The sequence below is a fragment of the Gammaproteobacteria bacterium genome (assembly GCA_028819075.1).
In the GTDB taxonomy this organism is placed as follows: Bacteria; Gemmatimonadota; Gemmatimonadetes; order Longimicrobiales; family Gaopeijiaceae; genus BD2-11.
Genome location: JAPPMM010000023.1, coordinates 25,825 through 48,095, shown reverse-complemented (window position 1 = coordinate 48,095; position 22,271 = coordinate 25,825). Strand labels below are relative to the sequence as shown.

Annotated in this window: 18 protein-coding genes; 4 read left to right on the top strand and 14 right to left on the bottom strand. The window is 64.4% G+C overall.

Annotated elements, in window-relative coordinates:
* Positions 1-71: 71 nt before the first annotated feature.
* The 5 genes from OXU32_05675 to OXU32_05655 all read right to left on the bottom strand — a co-directional run bounded on the left by OXU32_05675 (position 72) and on the right by OXU32_05655 (position 12,096).
* On the bottom strand, positions 72-3,452 hold the full coding sequence (locus OXU32_05675; GenBank protein ID MDE0073456.1) for an N-6 DNA methylase: 3,381 nt from the start codon (positions 3,450-3,452) through the stop codon (positions 72-74).
* Between the two features lie 602 nt (positions 3,453-4,054).
* Positions 4,055-7,435, bottom strand: coding sequence for a DISARM system SNF2-like helicase DrmD (gene drmD / locus OXU32_05670; GenBank protein MDE0073455.1), 3,381 nt, complete (start codon positions 7,433-7,435; stop codon positions 4,055-4,057).
* A gap of 144 nt (positions 7,436-7,579) precedes the next feature.
* Positions 7,580-10,639 (bottom strand): DUF4268 domain-containing protein, encoded by a 3,060-nt coding sequence (locus OXU32_05665; protein MDE0073454.1) that lies wholly within the window; start codon positions 10,637-10,639, stop codon positions 7,580-7,582.
* Between the two features lie 337 nt (positions 10,640-10,976).
* Positions 10,977-11,189: a 2-oxoisovalerate dehydrogenase gene (locus OXU32_05660; GenBank protein MDE0073453.1), complete on the bottom strand. Its 213-nt coding sequence runs from the start codon at positions 11,187-11,189 to the stop codon at positions 10,977-10,979.
* A 64-nt stretch (positions 11,190-11,253) separates the two neighbouring features.
* Positions 11,254-12,096, bottom strand: a complete 843-nt coding sequence (locus tag OXU32_05655; protein MDE0073452.1) for a hypothetical protein — start codon at positions 12,094-12,096, stop codon at positions 11,254-11,256.
* Between the two features lie 149 nt (positions 12,097-12,245).
* Here OXU32_05655 and OXU32_05650 point away from each other — a divergent pair, with 149 nt between their 5' ends.
* The gene (locus tag OXU32_05650) at positions 12,246-12,437 is read left to right on the top strand and encodes a transcriptional regulator (GenBank protein MDE0073451.1); all 192 of its coding nucleotides are present in this window, start codon (positions 12,246-12,248) and stop codon (positions 12,435-12,437) included.
* Positions 12,438-12,471: 34 nt separating this feature from the next.
* On the opposite strand, the gene OXU32_05645 is transcribed toward OXU32_05650, so the two are convergent.
* Both OXU32_05645 and OXU32_05640 read right to left on the bottom strand, forming a co-directional pair.
* Positions 12,472-12,792, bottom strand: a complete 321-nt coding sequence (locus OXU32_05645) for a type II toxin-antitoxin system RelE/ParE family toxin (GenBank protein ID MDE0073450.1) — start codon at positions 12,790-12,792, stop codon at positions 12,472-12,474.
* Positions 12,789-13,028, bottom strand: a complete 240-nt coding sequence (locus OXU32_05640; GenBank protein MDE0073449.1) for a type II toxin-antitoxin system ParD family antitoxin — start codon at positions 13,026-13,028, stop codon at positions 12,789-12,791. Before OXU32_05640 ends, OXU32_05645 begins: the two co-directional genes overlap by 4 nt.
* A gap of 129 nt (positions 13,029-13,157) precedes the next feature.
* Between OXU32_05640 and OXU32_05635 the strand changes: the two genes are divergently transcribed.
* A complete protein-coding gene (locus OXU32_05635) occupies positions 13,158-13,667 on the top strand; it encodes an FKBP-type peptidyl-prolyl cis-trans isomerase (protein ID MDE0073448.1) in 510 nt (169 codons plus the stop codon).
* A gap of 83 nt (positions 13,668-13,750) precedes the next feature.
* A complete protein-coding gene (locus OXU32_05630; GenBank protein MDE0073447.1) occupies positions 13,751-16,042 on the top strand; it encodes an Ig-like domain-containing protein in 2,292 nt (763 codons plus the stop codon).
* A gap of 116 nt (positions 16,043-16,158) precedes the next feature.
* Here OXU32_05630 and dcd read toward each other — a convergent pair whose 3' ends face one another.
* Complete coding sequence (gene dcd, locus OXU32_05625) at positions 16,159-16,713, bottom strand: dCTP deaminase (GenBank protein MDE0073446.1); 555 nt, start codon at positions 16,711-16,713, stop codon at positions 16,159-16,161.
* Between the two features lie 225 nt (positions 16,714-16,938).
* Between dcd and OXU32_05620 the strand changes: the two genes are divergently transcribed.
* Complete coding sequence (locus tag OXU32_05620; GenBank protein MDE0073445.1) at positions 16,939-17,721, top strand: DUF6503 family protein; 783 nt, start codon at positions 16,939-16,941, stop codon at positions 17,719-17,721.
* A gap of 54 nt (positions 17,722-17,775) precedes the next feature.
* Here OXU32_05620 and mdh read toward each other — a convergent pair whose 3' ends face one another.
* The 6 genes from mdh to carA all read right to left on the bottom strand — a co-directional run bounded on the left by mdh (position 17,776) and on the right by carA (position 22,251).
* A complete protein-coding gene (mdh, locus tag OXU32_05615; protein ID MDE0073444.1) occupies positions 17,776-18,705 on the bottom strand; it encodes a malate dehydrogenase in 930 nt (309 codons plus the stop codon).
* A gap of 112 nt (positions 18,706-18,817) precedes the next feature.
* Positions 18,818-19,867: a GTP 3',8-cyclase MoaA gene (moaA, locus tag OXU32_05610; protein ID MDE0073443.1), complete on the bottom strand. Its 1,050-nt coding sequence runs from the start codon at positions 19,865-19,867 to the stop codon at positions 18,818-18,820.
* 28 nt (positions 19,868-19,895) lie between these two features.
* A complete protein-coding gene (locus OXU32_05605; protein ID MDE0073442.1) occupies positions 19,896-20,363 on the bottom strand; it encodes a molybdenum cofactor biosynthesis protein MoaE in 468 nt (155 codons plus the stop codon).
* Between the two features lie 9 nt (positions 20,364-20,372).
* Positions 20,373-20,618, bottom strand: a complete 246-nt coding sequence (gene moaD, locus OXU32_05600) for a molybdopterin converting factor subunit 1 (protein MDE0073441.1) — start codon at positions 20,616-20,618, stop codon at positions 20,373-20,375.
* Between the two features lie 16 nt (positions 20,619-20,634).
* Positions 20,635-20,934 (bottom strand): integration host factor subunit beta, encoded by a 300-nt coding sequence (locus OXU32_05595; GenBank protein MDE0073440.1) that lies wholly within the window; start codon positions 20,932-20,934, stop codon positions 20,635-20,637.
* A 165-nt stretch (positions 20,935-21,099) separates the two neighbouring features.
* Positions 21,100-22,251, bottom strand: a complete 1,152-nt coding sequence (carA, locus tag OXU32_05590; protein ID MDE0073439.1) for a glutamine-hydrolyzing carbamoyl-phosphate synthase small subunit — start codon at positions 22,249-22,251, stop codon at positions 21,100-21,102.
* Positions 22,252-22,271: the final 20 nt, after the last annotated feature.

Here is a 22,271-nt window from a genome sequence, read left to right as displayed (position 1 = left end):
CTGAGTAAGGATAGGGCACAAAGGGTCGAAGAATCGATCATCGGTGTGTCATTCGAAAGGTTGGGAGGTGGCTACCGCGTCGCGTCACGGCGTTCCTCGTCGGCGCGCTGGGCGTTCATTTCCATCAGGCGGGCAAGAACCTCGTCACGAACGTGGTCTGGCCAACGATAGCGATAGGGCCTCTTTTTTCTGGGACTCCACTCCTCATCATCGATGGGGTAGTCGAGAAGATACTGGCATCCCGTTGGGACGTCGGTCCACCCATAGGCGTCGAGGACGACTCGGTCCAAGTCCTCGTGGAGAGCACGAAGATTGGCGATGTCCGGATCGTCGTCTTCGGGGTCGTGGAAGCGGTTGTAGGTTTTCGTGAGGCCTTGGTTGTTCCTTGCCATGAGGTCAGCGCGGAAGTTGTAGTAGGCTTCACCAGCGACTTCGAGCGTGGGATCGGTGGTCCAGTTGCGCGGGAATGGGAAGGTCTCGAAGACATCGGAAGGGGTGTAGGTGAGGCGATCTTCCAAGGTTGAGCCGAAAAAGCGCGCCCAGATCTCGTGAGGCCGGGATTGCAACGCACAGAATACAGCGTATTGAGTAAACGGGAAGATATTGAGGCGCTGCGAGTAAACCATACCTGTGGGCAAGAACGCAAATGGGGCGTACTGGCTCACTTGTGAGATCGCCAAGACACGGTCTAGATCGGCAATCGCACCGTAGAGTCCTGGACGTTTCTCGGCATACTGCCACCACCGTTCACGGAGCGCCTTGCGCTTCTGCCGATCACGATCCGGTTTGACTTTCTCCCTGACTATCGACAGCAATTCTGGCCAATCCTCCGCTACCGGGTCTGGGTAGTCAGAAGGAACCGTCCCTTGGCGTAACCACTTCAAACGTTCGTCCCCGCTCGCATTTCGCCATTCCTTTTCCAGTCTGGCCCGAAGCAAAGGATAATCCCAAAAACTGATCACGTAACGATGATGGCTGTGAGTGGGACTAGTGTTGAGTTCCTGGCCGCCAATGTGCGGAAAGATCACATCGGCATTCCGAGGATTCGTCAGGGTGAGCTGATGCATCTCGCCTAACGGAGTCGCGATACCCTTGGCATCTGTGTCGTCGAAGGTGAATCCCATTCCCAAGACAATACTGCCTTGGAAACTCTGCCTAGCGTTGGCCTTGAGCCTAGCCGGATCATCGTGGCCACCAGCGTGGAATAGGAATGCGGTGATCTCTTCGACAGGCCTGCCATCGAGCCATTTCCGTATCGGTAGCTGCCCCTTCGCAACGTGCACGACGCTCACGGTCACGGCGGCCAACCCTGGCCACTTGACTCGAGTTCGCGCCCGATAGATTTCGCCGCCATTCAGACAGATCCACCGCAATCCTGTCGAACGCGTGTCTCCTTGGCCGATCGTGTTCGTTGCAATGAGACCAAACGTTCCCTGTCGACGAAGCAAATCGTACGCGCGCCGATAGAAGTGTGCGACCAGATCCGAGTTCCCGTGGCTCCCTTCGTGGAGCTGCTTCAGCCACCGCGGGTAGTTTGAAACGTTCGAGACAGCCACCGTGTTCTTCCCTCCAAACGGAGGGTTCCCCACAACCGCGTCAAATCCCGGATTGTCGCGGTCGAAGACCTCGGGAAACTCGATCTCCCAGTGGAACGGGGCGAGCGGTGGATGGCCGTTTCGCTTGTCTGTGAGTCGCTCTCGTTGGACCGTCGTTTCGCGGCGCTGCACGGCTGCCAGATGCTCCAATCTCCGCCGGTTCCGCGCGGCAGGCTTCGCCTCCGAGAAGAATGCTTCGACCGCGAAGTCACCATAGAATCGGACCTCTGCCAGCACCCTGTCCGCTTCCCGCCACATCTCTTCCAGTTCCCTTTGCGGCACATCCCGCGCGGCTCTCCGGATTTCACCGCGCCACACCTGTGCGTCGTCCACCGCATCGTCTATGCGCATGCCCAACTCCGGTTGGAACACACCCCTGCTCCATGTGAACGCTGCTATCTGTCTGCGCTTGAGTCCCACCAGCGAGTCCCCATCCCGGAGCGCATGGTCTACGAAAGTCAGTGGCTCGTTCTTGGCGAGGGTTGCCAGCCAAAGAGACATTTTTGCGAGGATGACAGCCATCGGATTGCGGTCCACGCCGTAAACGCATCGTTGTGCGACCAGACGACGTGCGAACACGAGTTCGTCTTCGGCGGTTGGGATGTCCGGGCGGCCGCCGTGGACTTTCCATGCTCCCACGAGCTTCTCTGCCAGTTGACGGCACGTCTCGACGAGAAACGCCCCGGATCCCATCGCTGGATCGCAGATCTTCAGATCAAGCAATTCGAAAGGCGTCGGAACATTCGTGTTTCCTAGCCGATCCAGAAGCGGCTCCAAGGCCTTCTTGACAATCGGTTCAGTCAGTGCCCGGGGCGTGTAGTGTGACCCGGAACGCCGCCTTTCGTCACTCGGTTGCAGGATCAATGCACCGCGGGGCACCAAGTCAGGGGTAGCTGCGGTATCGACAACCTTCGCCAACGCCGCGTGCAGGTCCGTCACGTTCGTCGCCTTTCCAAGCGGCTTGGTCACGGCCGCTGTCAGCTTCCGCTCAGTACGGTCCTGCACCCATTTCGCCCGTGCACGAGGTCCCACATCCGCCAGTTGCTCCAGGTCAACCGTCGTCGACGCGCCGCCTTTCTTCTGGGCCTTGATCGCCACCGATCGCCCGGTCGCGGCCTCCAATCGGAACCCCATCATTGTCTCGTAGACGGATCCGATCTGCTCCACGTCGAGAGCCCGATAGGAAATCCGCTCGCCATCCAGCACCAGGAGCTTGTCGAGGACACGGTAGACCGTCCCGTCGGGTACCAGCGGTGGCTCGATTGCCTGGCTGACCTGCGGTGCGCCGCTGCCATGCCATCCCTCTAGGAAGGGAAAGCGGCTCGGATTGAAGAGATCGCCATGCCGGCGGGGCAACCGCATCTCACCTGATGTCGCCCCGTCGTGGACCATGCGGAAGAGCACCAGAAACTGCGCCCAAGCGCCGTAGCGGTCATCCATCGTGTCAGGGTACACGCCGGCATCCTCCCGAAGGCGCTCGTACAGTCCCCCGATCGAGTAGTGTTCGACGAACCTGTCGTCCCGTGAAAGCATGTCGCGCTCCTCCGCGTAGAGGAGGAACACCAGCCGCAGCATGACGGTGAGCAAGGCGCGGTACACGTTGTCGGGATCTTGCTCGAGTTCGTGCTTCAAGAGCCTGCCTTGCGACTTCTGGTGGGCCGACTGGAATCCCCGCAGCAGCTCGTAGAGTCCGTGCAGCACTTGCTCAGCCAGACGTTCGCTAACGACGTTCTGGTACTTGCGGCTGGCTTCCAGCAGGCCCGCCAAGCGCTTCTCTTGGGGCAAGGCCAAAAGCCTTGTCTCGGAGAGCAACAGGCGCAGCGCTGCACAGAGCGGTCGCCCCGCCGTGGGCAGCATGTCGTTCACCCGGAAGTCCATCCACCCGGAGCTTTCTCCGCGAGGAGCCGAGATCAGACGAATGACGCGACCGTCGAAAAGGATGCCCGCAGGGACCCCCGCGCCGCGAAGAAGACGCTCTAAACGACCGTGGGGTGACGCTTCCAGGCCACCCTTTACCACCACTCGATCCAATTCGGTCTCGGGATCTACGACTTGAACCAGCAGTTGCCAAGGCGGGTCTCCGCCAGTGGGATTCCGCTCTTTGACCGCGAAATTGGGGTGGAGCGTGCCGCCGTATTCGGGTAGTGCGAGTTCGAGTTCTGAGGGGATTGGTGAGCAATCCCCTCCCGCATATCCCTGGGGCGAGAAACTCCAGTTCAGGACGGCTCTAGCGAAGCCTTGGAAGTCGTGCAGAAAAGGCTCAGGCTCCCGGTCGAGTCCGAAAGACCGTTCTTGGACGCACTCCCGGAGCAGCCGCTGGCCTTCGATGTCTTGCCGGTTCAGAATCGCGCCTGCCTGAACGAGCGCGTGGGCAGAGACAACCAATCCGGTCGGCTGGATGAAGCCGAGCCACTCCAGGTGATCCCTAACCTAGGGGGAGGGTTTCTTTGCCATCGTAACTACCCGGTCTCCGGCCAGAGATACACGAGACCCACGGGCTCCACTCGGCTGGCGCGGACACGGTAGAAGCGGCGGATTCGGTCGGGTTCTCTCACCAAGTCCCGCTCGAATTGACCCAGCCGATTCCGCCACGAGCGCTTGTTGGCCTCAAGCTGCCGTTTGTCAGCCGCGTCGAGATCCAACGCGAGCTGCGTAGTTTGGGCCTCATGCCTCGCGAGCTCGGCTTCCACTCGATCTCTTTGGCGCGACAAGGTCTCGTGTAGCTCCTTCGCTTCCCGCTCGCCTCGGTCGCGCAACTTCTGGGCAGCGCGCTGCGCGAGTTCACTTGCCCTAGGTTCGAGTTGTGGCCGCAATTCCGCAACATCCCGTTCTGCAGACGCGAGGAGCCGGCGGCGGACGGTTTCGCTCGGCTGTGAACGACGTCCTGCTTTGAGCAGCCGATCCAGGAGAGCGAGCGTTCGCCGCTCCGCGTCAAGCGCGTAGCGAGTGAGCGGCCCGCTCCGGCGATGGGGCTCCTTCCAGGGGGCCGTGACCGTGACGATCTCCTCGTGCAGTCGCTCCGCACGTTCCCCATAGAGGGATAGCCGGCCCAGAAGCACGACGCGACGCACCGAGTCGGCAACATGCGCCAGACATGCGCGCGAAAGGTCATGATGGACGAACCCCTGGGCGCGGAACCGGGCAAGCAGCCGCTGGGCCACTCGCTGCTCCAAGTGCAGGTGGACCACATCCTCCGTCAGTTCGCCCGCATCTTTGAACACGACGGGTCGGATCGGTGCCTCTTTCCTCCACTCCAAACGCTTCTGGCCTCGCTTGATGGGCACTCGAAGCGTGTCCAGCGTGGCGGCCCACGACGGATCCGACGCCACTCTGCCGTCCAGTTCTGGAAACCGCCACACACTTCGGCCCCTCTCGTCCCGTTCCTGCTTCAGGCGCCCAGCGCGTTGGATGCTGAGAGAGCAAGACAGGGCCCGGCGGAACGCCTCCGGCTGAAACCGCACCCAATTGCGCGATCGCTCGAGCAGGTGGCGACATTTTTCGATTTGCACTTGCAGGGCTCGCTGTCGCTCGCGGACCGGTTCGAATTCTTCGGCGACGACTCGCTTTCTGTCGGCGTTGAGGTCCAGGTTCTTGAGTTCGGTGGCCAGCGCCGCCGCGTCACGCCGCCGGATCCCGCCCTTGAGCCGTCTGCCGATATCCTCGTCGATCACCTTGCCCAGGCTGCCGAGTTCGCGACGGATCGTCCCGGTCTTTCGGACTAGGACCTCGAGCACTCGGTCCTCATGGCGCTGAGGCAGTTTGAAGTAGTGGCAGCGGACGACGTCGACGGGCTGCAGCTTCCGATCGATGCGCCCGTTGCGCTGCTCGATCCGGCCGGGGTTCCAGGGAAGGTCGAAATGGAACAGATCGGCGCAATGCGCCTGAAAATTGAGTCCCTCCCGGGCGGCATCTGTGGCAAGGAGGATCCGTAGCGGATCCCGGTCTGGCGGAGTGTTGAAACGGCGTTGGACCTCCTTGCGGCGCGGCCCGCTTGTCAACCCATCGATGACCTCGATGCGCTCGTCGGCTCGGTCCGTGCCCTCGATCGCGCTCTCCAGAGCCTTCTTGAGGAATCGCTTGGTTCCCTCGCGGTTCTCGGTGAAAACCAGCACACGGCGGTCGTTCCACTGGGGCAGCTCGCCCACGACCGGGAGTCCATAGGCTGGCAGGCCTGGACACAGGTTTTCGCGGATCCAATCGATCAGACGGTGTGTCTTGTGGTCCGGCTGGGTGCGGGCGACCTCCGCCACCTCCTGCATCCGGTCCAAGAGGCGGAGTTCTTCCTGCCAGATCTGCTCAGCGGTGGCATCCTTCGGGAGTTCGCCCTCGGCCTCGCGGTTGGCAGCCTCGATCTGGAGTTCCTCTTCGGCTGCTTCGGTCGCCTCGGCGTCGGCGGCCAAGTCGCGATCCTCTTCGGACTCGGTGCCCGCCCCTGCGCCGTCGGGGAAATCGTCGTCGGCTCCGGTGGTCGTGAGAAAGCCGGCGTCCACGCTTGCACGCCGGTCCCTTACGGCTTGGACCTTGATCGCTTCAGCTTCCTTGGCCCAGTGTCTCTCTACGGTCTCGCGGTGCCTCTTCAAGCTTCGGGCGAAAGCCTCGATCGAGGAAAGCAGGCGCTGTTGCAACCCCACCACGAGGAGCCCTGCGGCGGCCCGGCCACGCGCGGTCGCGTTCGCAAAGCGGCGGTCGCGCAGGTTCCGGTAGTCGTCGAGCAAACGGGACAGCACGAGTTCGGGGGCATCTTCCGGCAGCCCGTCGATGATCACGGGTTTGACGTCGCGCTTCGGGAAGCCCCCCACCTCCGCGCGGATGTCCTCCTTGAGGCGCCGAACCATCACGGCTTCCAAGTCCGCCTTGCCCCTGATCTTGACGCCCCGTGTGAACCGATGCGGATCAAGCAGCTCCAAGAGCGTAGAGAAGCTGTTCGAGTGCCCGTTGTGGGGCGTGGCTGATAGGAACAGCCTGTGCTCGAAGCGGTTGCAAAGATCGCGCACCGCGCGCGTGAACTTGGACTCGATGCCGTAGCGGCCTCCGTGACTCGGAGCAGCGTGGTGCGCCTCGTCGAGGACCAGCAGGCTGCCGGGGCGCATCTCTCCCAGCCACGCCCGCATCGGATCGGCGTAAGTGGGGTCGGCAAGCAGCCTGTGGGAGACCAGGAAACGGCTGTGTGTCGACCACGGGTTCGTCCCGAAGCCGCGCTCGCGTCGAATGCGGGCAAGGTACTGGCGATCCAGAATCTCGAAGATGATTCCGAAACGTTCCTCCATCTCCGCCTTCCACTGCTCAAGCACGGAGGGCGGCGCAGCCACGACGATGGTTCGGACCTTACGGCGCAGGAGTAGTTCGCGGACGATCAGCCCGGCCTCGATGGTCTTCCCCAAGCCCGTGTCGTCCGCGATAAAGAGGTTGACCCGCGGGAGCCGCAAAGCCTTCCGCAAGGGCTCCATCTGGTATGCCTCGATCTTGATGCCGGCCCGGAATGGGGCCTGAAACAGAGACGGATCAGTGGCTGTCGTGCAGCTCCAGCGGAGGGTGTTGAGGAACGCAGCGAATTGATCGGGCCGGTCGAAACCGCGCTCACCAAGGTCGGACCAAGGCTCGTCGTCGAGGATGGCGCGGTCGAGTTCGTACTTCCAGAAGACCTCCAGCTCCTGGCCCTGGGCGTCGTCATCCGCGCAGGCGAGGCGGATGCGGGAGGATTCGCCGGGGTTGGGGGCCGGCGTGACATCCTCGACGAGCCAGCGGCGGGTGCGGACGCGGACCATCTCGCCGATGCGAGGATCGCGTTCGGGGAGGTCGGGGTGGGAGGAAGAGGGGGTGAGCACCGTGGGAGAAGGCATGTCTGGAGTCTTGGTTCTACCGGTGGTGTCCGTATCGATCCTTGTGGAGGCCGACGCGCAAGGATGGTGGAACGCTGGGTTACCTGGCAAGCATCCCGTGGCGCGGGTGAGCTTGGTGGCCGACGATGCGAGCGGCGAGTCGGGCTAGAGCTCGGCAATCATTGGGCGCAACACGCGATCAAACGCCTCAAGGTGCCTCAAGAGCCAGGCATGGAAATCGGACCATGCATTCCGGTCAGACAGATCGATGGTTCGACGCACAAGGATACGGCACCTCTGCTTCTCCGGCGTCTGGTCCCATGCAGCTGGGAACCCGAACGCTTTTTCGATCTCACGCTTCCGTCTCCTCAGCACTTCGAAGTGTCGGTATGCATCCTTGCTACCGACGATCAACTCTACTCGTAACTCGTTACTCTCGTACGTGTGGTCGTGGGCGTTCCAGAACGCCGCGACTGCTAGGACTTCGAAGTGCGTGCGACCGATCGCGAAACCAGTGCAGTAGTGCGGTTTCGGCTCCCGGGAACGCAACGTCGTCGAGTTGTTCTCGAGAAATGCCTTGAATTCCCTCCAGAATTGCAAGTAAACCTGCTGGTTTTCTGTGATTTGCTGCTTGTGCTGAGTCCGTTCAGTCTGCCCCGACGCTTCACCTCGACCGATCAACTCCGCCGGCGCCGCGTCGAACACCGAAAGATCGGACTCCGAAATCCACGCGGGTGCGAACTTTCGCAACGCTTCGGCCATTACTGGCGTGAGGCTGTAGCGGCTCTGGCCTTCGCTGTCTTCGGCGGTGTCCAACAGCATTTCAGCACCGGGTTTATTCGCTGCTCCGAAACCAGGGGTCTTGTTCACTCGCTTCCCCAGCGCACCCATGATGCCGCCAAGAGTTGACGATTCCCTGGCCATCTGTCCAACTAGCTCGGTCGCCGTCAAACCACGTGGGCCAGCTCTGACGAGCGCCTGGTACAGCTCACGTTGACCGCGCGGCACGGTCCGGCGAGTCAGCACACGAAGACAGTCCTCAACCGTAGCTTCCTCTTCAGCGACGACGCGATCAGTAAACCTCGTCTCGCCAATGGCCCGTTCGAACCAGATGATCGCCGCCCCGCCGGAAAGATGGTCGACCGTCTCAATTTCGCGACCGTGCTTGAGGCCGTTGCGGTACCGGCGGAGGGACGTGGCGTGGCGCTCAAATTCACCGCGGCGCGTGAACACGGGCTCGAGGCTCGGCCACACGTTCCGCTGCAGGATGATCTGGGCGTAGTCGGAGAAGTCACAGAAATCGAGTCGATCGCGGTGGGTCACTTGAGGGGCACCGTCGCCCCGAGGATGGAGCATCTGTTCCAGTTGCAGCCTCTTGTGTACACCCGCTCGGATGTCCGGCGGTATGAGTTGTCGCCAGTACCTATCACCCGCCATCTCATGTAGGAACTCATCAATCAGATCTCGGAGGGCAGTTTCGAGGCGATCCAGTCGTGCGTTCTCCTGGCCAGCAACAAACCCCTCATCGGCTTCGACTACGGCACCTATCGTAGAATGGACGCACCGGCGCACAATCTCAGCCCGGAGTGCGCGTTCGCGCGCAGAGAGGAAGCGGTCGTAGTTGTCTTCGCGCATGGCCTTGATGGCCGAGTCGTCGATGAAGTGGCTCGCCAGGACTTCACGCACGCGTTCTCGACCGAGGTCCGCCTCCATCTCCGCGAGATATCTGGATGGGCGCTTTGCGCGGATGACCCGCCGGTTGGTATCGGCACTGATGAGGGTCCGATTCAACACGGTGTTCTGCTGATCTGCTGCGACCTGCGAGGTCCTGAGGAACGCCTTCGGAAAGATGTGGTGGTGGTCGAGGTCGTGTAGCTCGATTGATTGACCCGTGAAAAAGTCCTGAGCGCCGCGAAGCGCGACCAAACAGAGGATCCCCCGGTAGGCCGCACCCGAACGAACGTTCGTCAGCTCCCGCTTGACTTCGTCCTGGTGCGTCGGCACAGCTTCGGGAACGACCCTGTCATCTCCGATCCACGCCTTGACCTGGCTCACGTCTCGGTAGCTCTTGGATTCCGTAGAGCCCCCGTAGCGTCCGCGAAAAACTGAACTCCAGTACCAGTGGTCGATCTTGTCGTAGGCCGCTGCAACTGACGCGGGCAAGTTGTCCACATGGTGTAGCATCAAGGCGAGCGGCGTCACCATCGTGGAGTATGGCGCACTGACGCGCGGGACCATGCCGTATCCACCGGAGGCCGTAGACTGTAGGCGCTCGAGCGCGGCTTCGATCGCGCCCGTAGCGCGATGCCAATCCTCCTCGAAGGACGCACCATCCAGGAGAATCAGATCCTTCCGCTTGCATTCCTTGCCGCGAAGCAGCGCGAGTACCTGAAGGGCGAACGTGGGATAGCGCTCGCTCTTGAGATCCGACACGGCAGCGAGACGAGCGTGCTCTTCTATCGCGTTGTCCCAGAGGTCGCGAAGCGCAATTCCATCTCCCCACAAACGAGCGGTGAGAAGCTCGAACACTCCGAGGCGTTCACCGGTGCGGTTTATCCTCTCGAAGACCTCGACAACCATCGGGAGTGGTGTACTCTGGGGTAGCGAGATTACCGCCACCTGGAAGTTCAGGAATCGCTTCGCCGAAGCCGTGAGTTGGTCCAGCCGTTGCTTGTCTAACCGGTCAGTTTTTGTCAGGTAGTCACGATAGCCGCTGTGCCAATCCATCCAGGCTTCCCAACTCCTTAGAGCACTGAGTGCCATGCAACTCTCACGGTATTGCCGGTCAGGTTGGTCGAAGAGAGCGGGCACCGACTTCTGGTAGGCCGGGAGGCTAAACACGGCTTCGTCCCATCGCTCGTTGATGGCTGCCTCGATGTTCAGGAAGAAGCGATACGGGAAGGACGTGCCCTTGAGGTTGATGTCGGGACCGTAGAGCGCGTAGTGAATGCTTGTGACTCGTTGCTGGCCGTCCAGAATCATCGTCGCCGGGTGTGGCACAGAGTCCTCGACGCCCTCAATGATGCGAGGCCTGAAGGGTACGTTGTCAGGGACCACGTTGAGGGTCAGGAGTGAACCGATGAAGTATTCGTTCAGGACGCTGACCACCAACTCCTCGATCTGCCTTCGGTTCCAGATGAACGACCGCTGGAACTCCGGGAGAACGACTCTTCCCTTGCGCGCGTCGCCGACGATGTCGATCAGGGAGTCCTTCGTGGGATGCATATCGGTCCGGGCCGGGTGAGGTCGCTACGGAAGAGCGGGACTGATAGTGGTCGTGTCTGCCGGGTGGTCGCAAGCCCGGGACCTCACGAGGCTATGCGGTGCCGAGACGCGGTCCGCGTCCGGGCCCACCCGCGAGTGGTTCGACCGCGCGCCGCCGTATATCGAAGTCGAGGAAGATGCGGTCGAGATGGGCAGCTACCGGCGCGTTCCGACGTTGCTGTTGGCGCCCGGAGCGAAACCCTCACGTAACGTCAGGGTTGGGCAGCTTCCTCGGCCATGTTCACCCATCCTCCCCCCCGACCGGCGAGATCTCGTCCAGAGAGATCGCGGGGGAGTCTCATACGGCAATCGCCTCATCCCTCACGTAGTCCAATCTGATCACGCCGGGGACAACGTCGACAGCAAAGTGGCAGCGCACCGCGTCCCGGACCATTTCCTTCAGGTCCTCCCAGTCCTCGCCCTGCGTGAAGAAGCCGTGGCCGAGCGCCCGGGCTTCGTATCCGCCTTCTGGGGCGTCGGCTACCTCAAAGATAATCTCGTTGTAGTCCATCTTCTCTCGAGCACCGCGTCGAGGCGGCGAAGAAAGGTCGTGGAACGTGCTCTCCACGATCTGCTCACCCATCCCCCATCCGCGCGACGACCTCCTCGGCCGTCCCGCAGTCGAGAACCACATCGCCGATCACCAGCATGCGATCCGGGGCGGACGGACTGCCAAGGACCGGTGCAAGAGTCTCGGCATCGCCCGGATCGAACTTCTCGGCGATGAGTCCTTCAACGAGTCTGCGTTCCACCTCCGTCCAACCCTGCTCGAGTCCTTGTTGCATGCCCGCCTCGATGCCCTTCCGCCAACCGTCCTCGACGCCCCAGCGTCGACCTCGTTCGAGGCCCTCGTTGAACCACTGTTCATCGATTTCCTCGTCCAGTTGCCGTGACTGCTCGAATACCGTCAGAATCGGCGCGGCCGGCTCGCCCAGGATTCCGGGTTCCCGCGTCCCTCTCGCGAAATAGAGGTGCGGCGCAACCACCAAGTGGACCCACTTCCTGAATCGGTCCACAAGTTCCGACGCGTCCGTTTGCGCGACCCACTCCGCCACCGACTCGGCCAGCTCTTCCAGCTCCTCGGCGGAGTCGACCGCATCGAGGTCCCGGATGTCCGCGAACTTGTTGTGCGTTGGCAACTGCGTGATGGCCCTGACGCGCTCCTCCTCGGAAAGCCTGTTGAGCACCGGGACAAAGTGGACGGCTGCGGCGGCACCGATCCTTCGCGCGACCAGCCACGACACCAGCTCGCGTTCGCCCGCCATCCGACCCCGCTCGACACCTTCCTGGATTCCCAGTTCGATGCCCTCCCGCCGACCTCGCTCGAAGCCCTCACGCCGACCCTGTTCGATGCCCTTCTCGAGCGATTGCCGTCTCCCTTCCTCACGCCACTTCTGCACTCGATCGATCAACGTCATCCGCTCTCTCTCTCCCCAACGGGATTCCGGGTTAGATTCCAAGACGTTGGCCAAGGGTGCCTCGGCCGGCAACTCGTTTGCTTCGTGCGATTTGTGGGAACCCACCCGCAGCACGACAAGATCGACGCCTCCCAGTCCAGGAATCCAGGATGACGATCAGACCCATCAGTAGCGAAACCGACTACAATGAGGCGCTCGCTGAGATCGACCGCCTCATGGGAGTCGCCGCAGGAACGCCGGAGTCCGACAAGCTGGAAGCCCTGGTGACGCTCGTCGAACGGTACGAATCGGAGCACTGGGCCATCGAGGCTCCCGATCCGATCTCGGGAGGCCTGGCATAACCCGCACGTAACGTCAGGGTTGTCCTTCGACAAGTCACTTGTCCCGTAACCCCGCCGGGATGTCTCGCCGCCCGTGCAGAACGCGCCACACATCGACGACCTCGCTCGCCATCATGTAGAAAACGACATGCGGGTGCGCCTTGACCGGCCAAGAGCGCAGCCTCGGCAAGTTCAATTCCTGACCATAGCGGGGAGACCCGGAATCCGGGTGGTCGGCGAGCTGCCGGAAGGCTCCTTCAAGGGCATCGATGAACCCGAGTGCCACCTGCGCTCCCGCCTCTTCCAGATAGCGGGCGACCACCTCGTCCACATCCCGTCGGGCTGACGCCCGCAGGACCACGGACCTCGGCGTCATTCCTTCGAGTGGCGGCGAACCCCGGTGCGCAGTGTCTCGAAGTAGGTGGTGTCGGCGAGGACCGAGAGTGGAGACTCAGCGCCTTCCAGCAGGAGGCTGCGAAGGTGCACCCGATCTCGATCGTCGCGAATAAGTTCCCGGATGTACGCGCTGCAGCTGCCGTAGCCGCGGCCCGCCACCTGCTCGTCGACGAACGTCTTGAGTTGGGCGGGCAGGGAGATGTTCATGGTGCTCATGCTCAGAGGATATGAGGTTTGGCAAGAATTGGCAACCCCGGATGGCGTCGCCCTTCGCCCTGTGCATCGCCAACCGCTACGGCTAGCTTGCTGTGCACATCGAACCCCACTCGACCGACCCGGAAAAACATGCTCACGTCCTCTCCCGCGCGCCCCCTCCGCACCCTCATCCTTCCCCTCGCCCTCACATTGGCGGCCTGCGGCGGCGACGAGAACGGGCCGGTCGAAGTCGAACTCCAGGACCCCGCCCAGATCAGCTACGCCTCGTCCCTGGGCGTCGACCTCTCCGCGATGGATCGCCAGTCTTCGGGGCTCTACATCCGGGACCTTGAGGTAGGCGAGGGCGAACCCACGGTCTCTGGCGATGTCATGGTCGTTCACTACGACGGCTGGCTCAACGACGGGACTCTCTTCGACTCCTCGCACACTCGCAACCAGCCGTTCGCCGTCCCGACCGGCGCCGGCAGGGTCATCGACGGGTGGGAGGAAGGGCTCCCGGGCATGAGGGTCGGCGGCGTCCGCCAACTCGTCATCCCCCCGCAACTGGCCTACGGCACCCAATCCCCGAGCCCCCTCATCCCCGCGGGCTCGGTGCTGATCTTCGAGGTCGAGCTGCTGGAGGTGAACCCGGGGTCGTAGCGGCCTCTACTCTTTCCGCGTTCGCTCCAGGCCTTCCGGATGTCCGGCGTCTCGACGGCCGACTTCCCCGTTGGAGGGATTCCATGACGTCCATTGGCAGTGTCGCTCCCCTCCGGCATGTGCTTCTCCTCCTTCCGGCTCTGATTCTCGCCTGCGGAGACATGGGAACGGTGGTCGAGGCACCTCCGCCGGTACCCACGACGCTGGCAATCACACCTCCTTCCGCCGTGCTGGCTTCCCTCGGGCAGACCGTCCACTTGACTGCGACCGTCCGCGACCAGACCGGCGCTCCCATGACCGGCGTCGCCGTCAACTGGGCAAGCAGCGACGCAGGAATCGTCACTGTGGACGCTTCCGGAGTCGTTACGGCGGTCGGAAACGGAGCTACCAACGTGACCGCCACCGTCCGGGGCGGCGGGGCTTCCGGGAGTGCGGCGATAGCCGTTGAACAGCAGGTCGCCGAGGTGCGGTTGACCCCGGATTCTCTGGTTCTCCGGGCGATCGGCACCACGCGGCAGATGTCGGCAGAGGTCATCGATGCGAACGGTCATTCGGTGGCGAATGCCGGAGTCGCCTGGGAGTCGAGCGATGAAGCGGTAGTTACGGTCAGCCGCGACGGGCTGGTCACGGCCACGGGCAACGGCAGCGCTCAGGTAACGGCTACGGCCGATCAGGCGTCGGCCGTAGCGGACTTCGCCGTCGAGCAGGAGACCGCCGAAGTGCGGTTGACCCCGGATTCCACCGTTCTCCGGGCGATCGGCGACACGCTGCGGATGTCCGCAGAGGTCATCGATGCGAACGGTCATTCGGTGGCGGGTGCCAGAGTCGCCTGGGAATCGAGTGATGAAGCGGTTGTTACGGTCAGCCGCGACGGGCTGGTCACGGCCACAGGTAACGGCAGCGCCCAGGTAACGGCTTCCACCGATGGGACGTCGGGTGTCGCGGAGCTGTCCGTGGGGCAAGAAGCCGCCGAGGTGCGGTTGACGCCGGATCCACAGGTCTTGCGGGCCCTCGGGGGAACGTTGCAGATGTCCGCGGAAGTTGTCGACGCGAACGGCCATCCGGTCGCGGACGCGACCGTCACCTGGGCTTCCGACGACGAGTCGGTCGTCACCGTCAGTTCGTCGGGGCTGGTGACCGCAGTCGGAAACGGCAGCGCTACGGTTTCGGCGTCGTCCGACCCGGTGTCGGCGACCGTGAATTTCACCGTGGAGCAAGAGGTGGCATCGCTGACCGTCTCTCCCGACTCCGCAGTGCTCAGCCCACGGGAAACGCTGCGGTTGACCGCGGACGTACGGGATGCAAACGGGAATGCGGTCACGGATGCCGACGTCACCTGGCTGTCCGACGACGAATCGGTCGCGACGGTGGACGCAGCCGGCCTGGTGACCGGGGTACGCCCGGGATCAGCCGGGATCTCGGCGCAGTTGCCCGCCTCGAGCCTGACCGCGAGCGCCCGCATCGTAGTCCAGAACCGGGACCGGGCGGCGCTCGTCGCTCTCTACAACGCGACCGGCGGGGCGACCTGGACGAACAGCGAAAACTGGCTGACGGATCAGCCGATCGGCACCTGGCGTGGTGTGGTCACCGACGTGGAGGGACGGGTTACCTCGTTGAATCTCCAGGTCAACGGACTGGTGGGACCCCTCCCTGATGAACTCCGGCACCTCACCGGGCTTCATACCCTCAACCTGTCGGCCAACGGCCTGAATGGGACGCTGCCGCCCTACCTGGCCGAATTCGCGGACCTTGAAGAACTGAACCTGGTGTCGAACCACTTTTCAGGTCCGATTCCGAGCGAATTGTCCAACCTCGCGAGGCTCCGAAGTCTGCGACTCCACGGCAACAGATTCTCCGGCTCGATCCCTCCCGAACTCGGCCGACTGGCCAACCTCGAGGACCTGGGGCTCTCCGGCAATCGACTGACCGGCACGATTCCGGCGAACCTCGGCAACCTCTCCCGCCTCAACGAGCTCAGGCTGCATGGGAATCTACTTTTGGGTCCCATTCCCACCACCCTAGGCAGGCTCACGCACCTCCGGCTATTGAGCCTCTGCTGCAATCAGCTGACGGGTGAGATCCCCGACGAACTTGGTGCGTTGGCGTCGCTCACGTTTCTCGGGCTTCATTACAACCAGTTGTCCGGGCCCGTGCCTCACGAGCTGGGGGGGCTCCATAGGCTTCAGAGGCTCTACCTCCGCAGCAACGAGCAACTGACGGGACCGCTCCCGCAGCAGTTCGTGCATCTGCCGCTCCAGGTGTTCAACTGGGTGTCCACCGACCTGTGTTCTCCCGCCAATGCCCGTTTCCAGGAATGGCTGGCAGGCATCGACCGCCACGAAGGCGAAGGCGTGTGCTCGAGTTCGGCGCCCTGAATGAGCCTTCCCGGTCCGTCACGCCGTCCCCTTGAGACAGCGTCCGCCGGTGGAGGACAACGAAATCCGGCGAAGGGCGACGCGGACTCTGCCGGCCCCCAGGGACAGGCGCGCCCCTACAGCTTCGGCAGCGTAACCCCTTTCTGGTCCTGGTACTTGCCCTTCCGGTCCGCGTACGCGATGCGCGGCTCCCGGTCTCCCTGCAGGAATAGCAGTTGGGCGATGCCCTCATTCGCGTAGATCTTCGCGGGCAGCGGCGTCGTGTTCGAGATCTCGAGCGTGAGGTGGCCGCACCAGGTGGGCTCGAGCGGGGTCACGTTGACGATGATCCCGCAGCGCGCGTACGTCGACTTGCCCACGCACACCACCAGCGTGTCCCGCGGGATGCGGAAGTACTCGACGGTGCGCCCCAGGGCGAAGGAGTTGGGCGGGATGATGCACGCATCTTCGGGGATGTCCACGAAGGAGCGGTCGTCGAAGCGCTTGGGATCGACGATCACGTTGTGGACGTTGGTGAACACCTTGAAGTCGGCGGCGACGCGGATGTCGTAGCCGTAGGACGACAGGCCGTACGAGATGCATCCATCACGCACCTGTCCGGCCTCGAACGGCTCGATCATCCCGTGCTCCTCCGCCATCTTCTGAATCCAGTGGTCGCTTCGGATGGGCATGCGGGGTCGCGGGGGATGGGGTCGGGGAGGATGTCCGCCGGGCGCCGGCGCGCGGCCCGCGGCGAACGATGGCGAGGCAACATAGGAAGACGGCTTCCGGATGCCAAACCGCGGCCCCCGAGTCGGCGCCACATTGGATCGCCCGCCCGTGGTGCATTATTTTGGCGACGATATGGTTTGCCGAATCGTAAACACCTGTTGAGGGATTTTCGGGGGAGGCCCGGGATGCGTGTGACTTCAAGCCTGCTGACGCTGCTCGTGGCGCTCGCCCTCGCCGGGGGCGCCGAACTTTCCGCCCAGGCCGGCTCCGGCCCCGACTACGCGGATCCGGAGGCGATGGCGCTCGTGGACGCCTGGATCGAATCGGTGGGCGGCATGGAGACCTACTCCGGGTTCCACAGCGCCCGCTACACCTTCACCACCGAGTTCTACGACCCGGAGACCGGCCGCATGCGCCGCGCCCGCCCGCGCTACGTCACAATCGCGCGCACCGACATGGGCGAGCTAGCGCGCATCGACCGCTGGGAGGGCAACGACTACATCGAGCAGGGCTGGGACGGGATCGCCGACTGGGCCCTCCGCAACGGCGAGCCGCTCGAACCCGGCGACCGCGACCGCGACGAGGTGCGCTACGTCTCCGGCGACGTCAACTACTGGATGGCGCTCCCCTTCAAGCTGCGCGACCCGGGCGTGAACCTCGCCTACCAGGGGCGCGATGCCCAGGACCGCCACGACGTCATGGTCACCTTCGGCGAGGGGGTCGGGAGCGATGTCTGGCACTACTACTTCGAGGATGGGCGCACCTGGCCGGTCGAGGTGACCTACCAGACCGGGGGAACCGGCGGCGTCGACCACAACCGCTGGACGGACCTGCGCACCGACGAGGGCTACCCCTATGTCGGCGCCCGCGTACACGTCAGGCAGGGCCGCGTGTGGAAGATCCTGCGCATGAGCGAAGTCGAGATCAACCCGGACGACCTCGACATGGCGGTGTTCTCGCGCCCGTAGAGGCCCGCGAGCGTCCCGGAATCACATCGCGGCGCCCGCGCCGAGGCATCCTGTCTAGCTGAGCGCCCCCATCGTCGAGCGCACATGCTCGGCGCTGCCGTCGAGCATCGCCTGCTCCTCGTCGGAGAGCGTCAGTTCGACCACCTCCACCAGCCCGCCCCGTCCCAGCTTGCACGGCACCCCGAGGAAAATGCCCTCGTGCCCGTACTCGCCTTGCAGGTACGCCGCGCACGGCAGGATGCGCCGCTTGTTCTTCACGATCGCCTCGGCCATCTGCACGGCGGCCGCCGAGGGCGCGTAGTAGGCGCTCCCCGTCTTCAGGTACCCGACGATCTCCGCGCCCCCGTTGCGGGTGCGCTCGATGAGCGCGTCGATGCGGTCGCGCGGCAGCAGCTCCGTCAGCGGGATGCCGCTCACCGAGGTGTAGTTGACCAGCGGCACCATGGTGTCGCCGTGCCCGCCCAGCACCAGCGCCTGGATGTCCTCGACGCTCACGTCCAGCTCGAGCGCCACGAAGGAGCGGTAGCGGGCCGTGTCCAGGACCCCGGCCATCCCGATCACGCGCTCGCGCGGGAATCCCGTGGTGTCGAGCGCCACGTACGCCATCACGTCGAGCGGGTTCGAGACCATCATGATGATTGAGTCGGGCGCCACCCGCGCGATCTCCGACGACACCGAACTCACGATGCGCGCGTTGGTGTTCAGCAGATCGTCGCGCGACATGCCCGGCTTACGCGCGATGCCGGCGGTGACGATGAAGATGTCGGACCCGGCGGCGGGCTCGTAGTCGTTCGCCCCCACGACGCGGGTGTCGAACCCCTCGATGGGCGCGCTCTCCCACTGGTCCAGCGCCTTCCCCTGGGGAATGCCGTCGATGATGTCGATGAGGACGACTTCCTCCGCCAGCTCCTTCTCCGCCAGCCGCTGGGCGCAGCTCTCGCCCACATGGCCCGCGCCAACCACGGTGATCTTTCGTGCGCTCATGGGATTCTCGGAATTCTCCTCAGGACAGGGGTGTAGGTAAGCAAGCGAGCGGATATGCTCAGTGAGTTACAGTGACCGGAGAAGCCGGTGCCGCCGGAAGATCCTGCGGCCACTACCCGCCGGTCTGACTCAGGGCGATGAGCCCGCCGGAGCCCTCGGTGCTCCCCTGCACCAGCCAGTGGCGCTCGGGTTTGATGCGCAGGGTCTCCTCGACGAGCGGACGGATGTCCTCGCCTTGGCGCAGCGGGCTCCGCAGGTCGGTCTGGATGGAGCCGAACAGGCACGGGCGCAACTGGCCGTCCGCAGTGAGGCGCATGCGGTTGCAGCGGTCGCAGAAGTTGTGGCTCATGGGGGTGATGACCCCGATGGTGCCGGGCGCGCCGTCGAAGCGGTAATAGGTGGCGGGGCCGTTGCCCAGCGGGCCCTGCACGGGCTTGAGGTCGCCGAGCTCGCGCACCCGCTCGAGCGCTTCGTTGCACGAGATGAAGCTGTCCGCCGACAGGTCGGTGTTTGAGCCGGTGGGCATGATCTCGATGAAGCGGATGTGCCAGGGGCGCTCGCGGGTGATGGCCGCGAAGTCGGCGATCTCGTCGTCGTTGGAGTCGCGCATCAGCACGACGTTGATCTTGATCGGCTCGAAGCCGACGGCCTCGGCCGCCGCCAGCCCGCGCAGCACCTTGTCGAGGGTGCCGGGACGCCGGGCGATGGTGTCGGCGCGGTCCGCGCGCAGCGAGTCGAGCGAGATGTTCACCCGGTCGACGCCCGCCGCCTTCAGCTCCTCCGCCTGGTCCTCGAGCAGCACCGCGTTGGTGGACAGGGCGATGTTCTCGATCCCGTCGATGGCGGAGAGCATCCGGATCAGGGAGGAGAGGTCGCGGCGCACCAGCGGCTCGCCCCCGGTGATGCGCAGCCGCCTGAGCCCCATCTTCGCCATCGTCCGCACTACGCGCGCGATCTCCTCGTAGTCCAGGATCTCGTCGCGCTTGAGCCAGGGCAGCCCTTCCACGGGCATGCAGTAGACGCAGCGCAGGTTGCACTTGTCGGTGACCGAGATGCGCAGGTATTCGATGCGGCGCCCGAAGGAGTCGACCATCGAGCGCGAGGCGGCGGCGTCCGGAAGACTCCGCACCTTCGAAGAAGCCGGCTTGGTGTCAGGCATCATCGGACGCTCCCTGGTCCGCGGCGGACGGTCACGGGTCGCCGGCGCCGGAGTGCGGAGCCGGACTTCCATCGGCAGGTGGAACCGTACCCCTCACCCACTCGGCGGCTCCCTCAACGTAAAACTCCTTTTTCCACACCGGAAGCCGCCGCTTGATCTCTTCCATCACGTAGCGCGACGCGCCGTAGGCCTCCGCACGGTGCGGGCTCGACACCGCGACCACCACGCTCACCTCGCCGATCTCGAGCGCTCCCAGGCGATGCGTGACCGCCAGCTTGGGGGTGGAGAAGCGCTCGCTCGCCTCTTCCGCGATGCGGCGCAGCACCTCGAGCGCCATCTCCTGGTAGCCCTCGTACTGCATCCCGGAGACCGAGCGCCCGTCGGCGTGGTTGCGCACCGTCCCCAGGAACAGGAGCACGGCGCCGTCTTCGGGCGAGCCCACGCGCGCCAGCAGACGCGCCGGGTCGAGCGGGTCGGCGGTGATCTCCGCGTAGGGCATGGCGTGCCTCTAACCCCCGGCCACCGGCGGGATGAAGGCCACCTCGTCTCCGTCGCTGAGTTCCGTCTCCGGAGGCGCGTACTCGAGGTTGACCGCGACCGCCGGCCTGGGCGGAAGTACGCCGAACGACGGTCCCCGCCCGCGCAGGGTGTCGATGAGATCGGCGACCGTGGCCCCCTCGGGGAGGTCCACCTCGGCCCGCGAGGCGCCGGTCAGCTCGCGATACGCGGCGAAGAAGCGCGCCTGTACCCGCACGGGAAGGTGCCCGGGCTCAGCCGCCCGTATCGTCCAGACGAACGACCTGGGAGCGGAGCAGCCTGGACGGCTTGAAGACGGGGACCGCGCGGGCGGGCACGCGCACGGGATCTCCCGTCCGTGGATTGCGCGCCATCCGTGCCTTGCGCCGGCGTACCTTGAAGGTGCCAAAGCCCCTGATCTCGATGTTCTCGCCGCTCGCCACGGCCTGCTTGATGGCGTTCAGGAAGCCATCCACCACCAGAGCGCAGTCCTTCCTCGTAACCCCGGGTCCAATGGCGTCCGCCACCTGCTGGACGAGATCGGCTTTGGTCATGCGAAACCTGTGGGGAATCAGTCGCTGATTGGAAGGCGACATTCGCCGGGGATCCGCACCCCTTTTCACGAAAATGTCGCACGATTTCGTGTTTTTGTCTTACAACGAATCGGCCAGACCGACGCACGAGCACGGGGGTTAGGGTAGGCGCAATCCGGGGGAGCGTCAAGGCAAGGCGGCGCGCGCGCCGACTGTCCGGCCAGCCGCCTCCATCAGCGAAACGAAGTCGTCGAACAGGTAGCGGCTGTCGTGCGGGCCGGGCGCCGCCTCGGGATGGTACTGCACGCAGAAGACCGGGAGGGAGCGGTGGGCCATCCCCTCCACGGTGCCGTCGTAGAGGTTGAGGTGAGTGAGGCGCAGTTCCGGAGCTCCCGGAATCGCGTCCCCGTCTCCGCCCCTGACCGCGAAGCCGTGGTTCTGCGAGGTGATCTCCACCGTGCCCAGGTCCAGGTTGCGCACCGGGTGGTTGGCACCGTGATGCCCGAAGGGCAGCTTGAACGTCTCCGCGCCGAAGGCGCGCGCGATGAGCTGGTGCCCGAGGCAGATCCCGAACACCGGGACGCCGTCGTGCGCGCACCGGCGGATGGTCCCGATGGCCATCTCCACCGCAGCGGGGTCGCCCGGGCCGTTTGACACGAAGAGCCCGTCCGGCCGTTCGCGCGCGATCTCCTCGGCCGGCGTTTGCGCGGGCACGACGGTCACCTGGCAGCCGCGCTCGGACAGGAGCCGCGGCGAGTTGGCCTTCACCCCCAGGTCGTAGGCGAACACCCGAAAGCGCGCCGTGCCCGCCGGCTCAACCACGTAGCGCTCCGGCGTCGAGACCCCGCCGGCCAGGTCGAGCCCTTCCATGCGTGGATGGGCGCGGATGCGCTCGAGCAGCGCCCTCTCGGCGGTGTCGGCGTCGGCGATGGCGGCCCGCATGGCCCCCGCCGCGCGGATGTGTCGCGTTACCGCGCGCGTGTCCACCGACTGGATGCCGACCACGCCGTGCCGGATCAGGTAGTCCTCCAGCCCGGAGGTGGCGCGCCACGAGCTGTGTGCGCGCGCGACCTCGCGTACCACGAAGCCGGCGGCGGCCGGACGCGCCGATTCCTGGTCGGCGTCGTTGACCCCGTAGTTGCCGATGAGCGGGTAGGTCATCGTCACCAGTTGCCCCGTGTAGGACGGGTCGGTGAGGATTTCCTGATAGCCTGTCATCGCCGTGTTGAAGACGACCTCGCCGAGGGCCTCGCCGCGCTTCCCCAGGAAGAACCCGTCGAAGCGCCGGCCATCCTCCAGGAGCAGGCAGGCTTCGGCGCGCTTCGTGGTCCGGATCAAGGGCGGCGGATGGGTGGGGG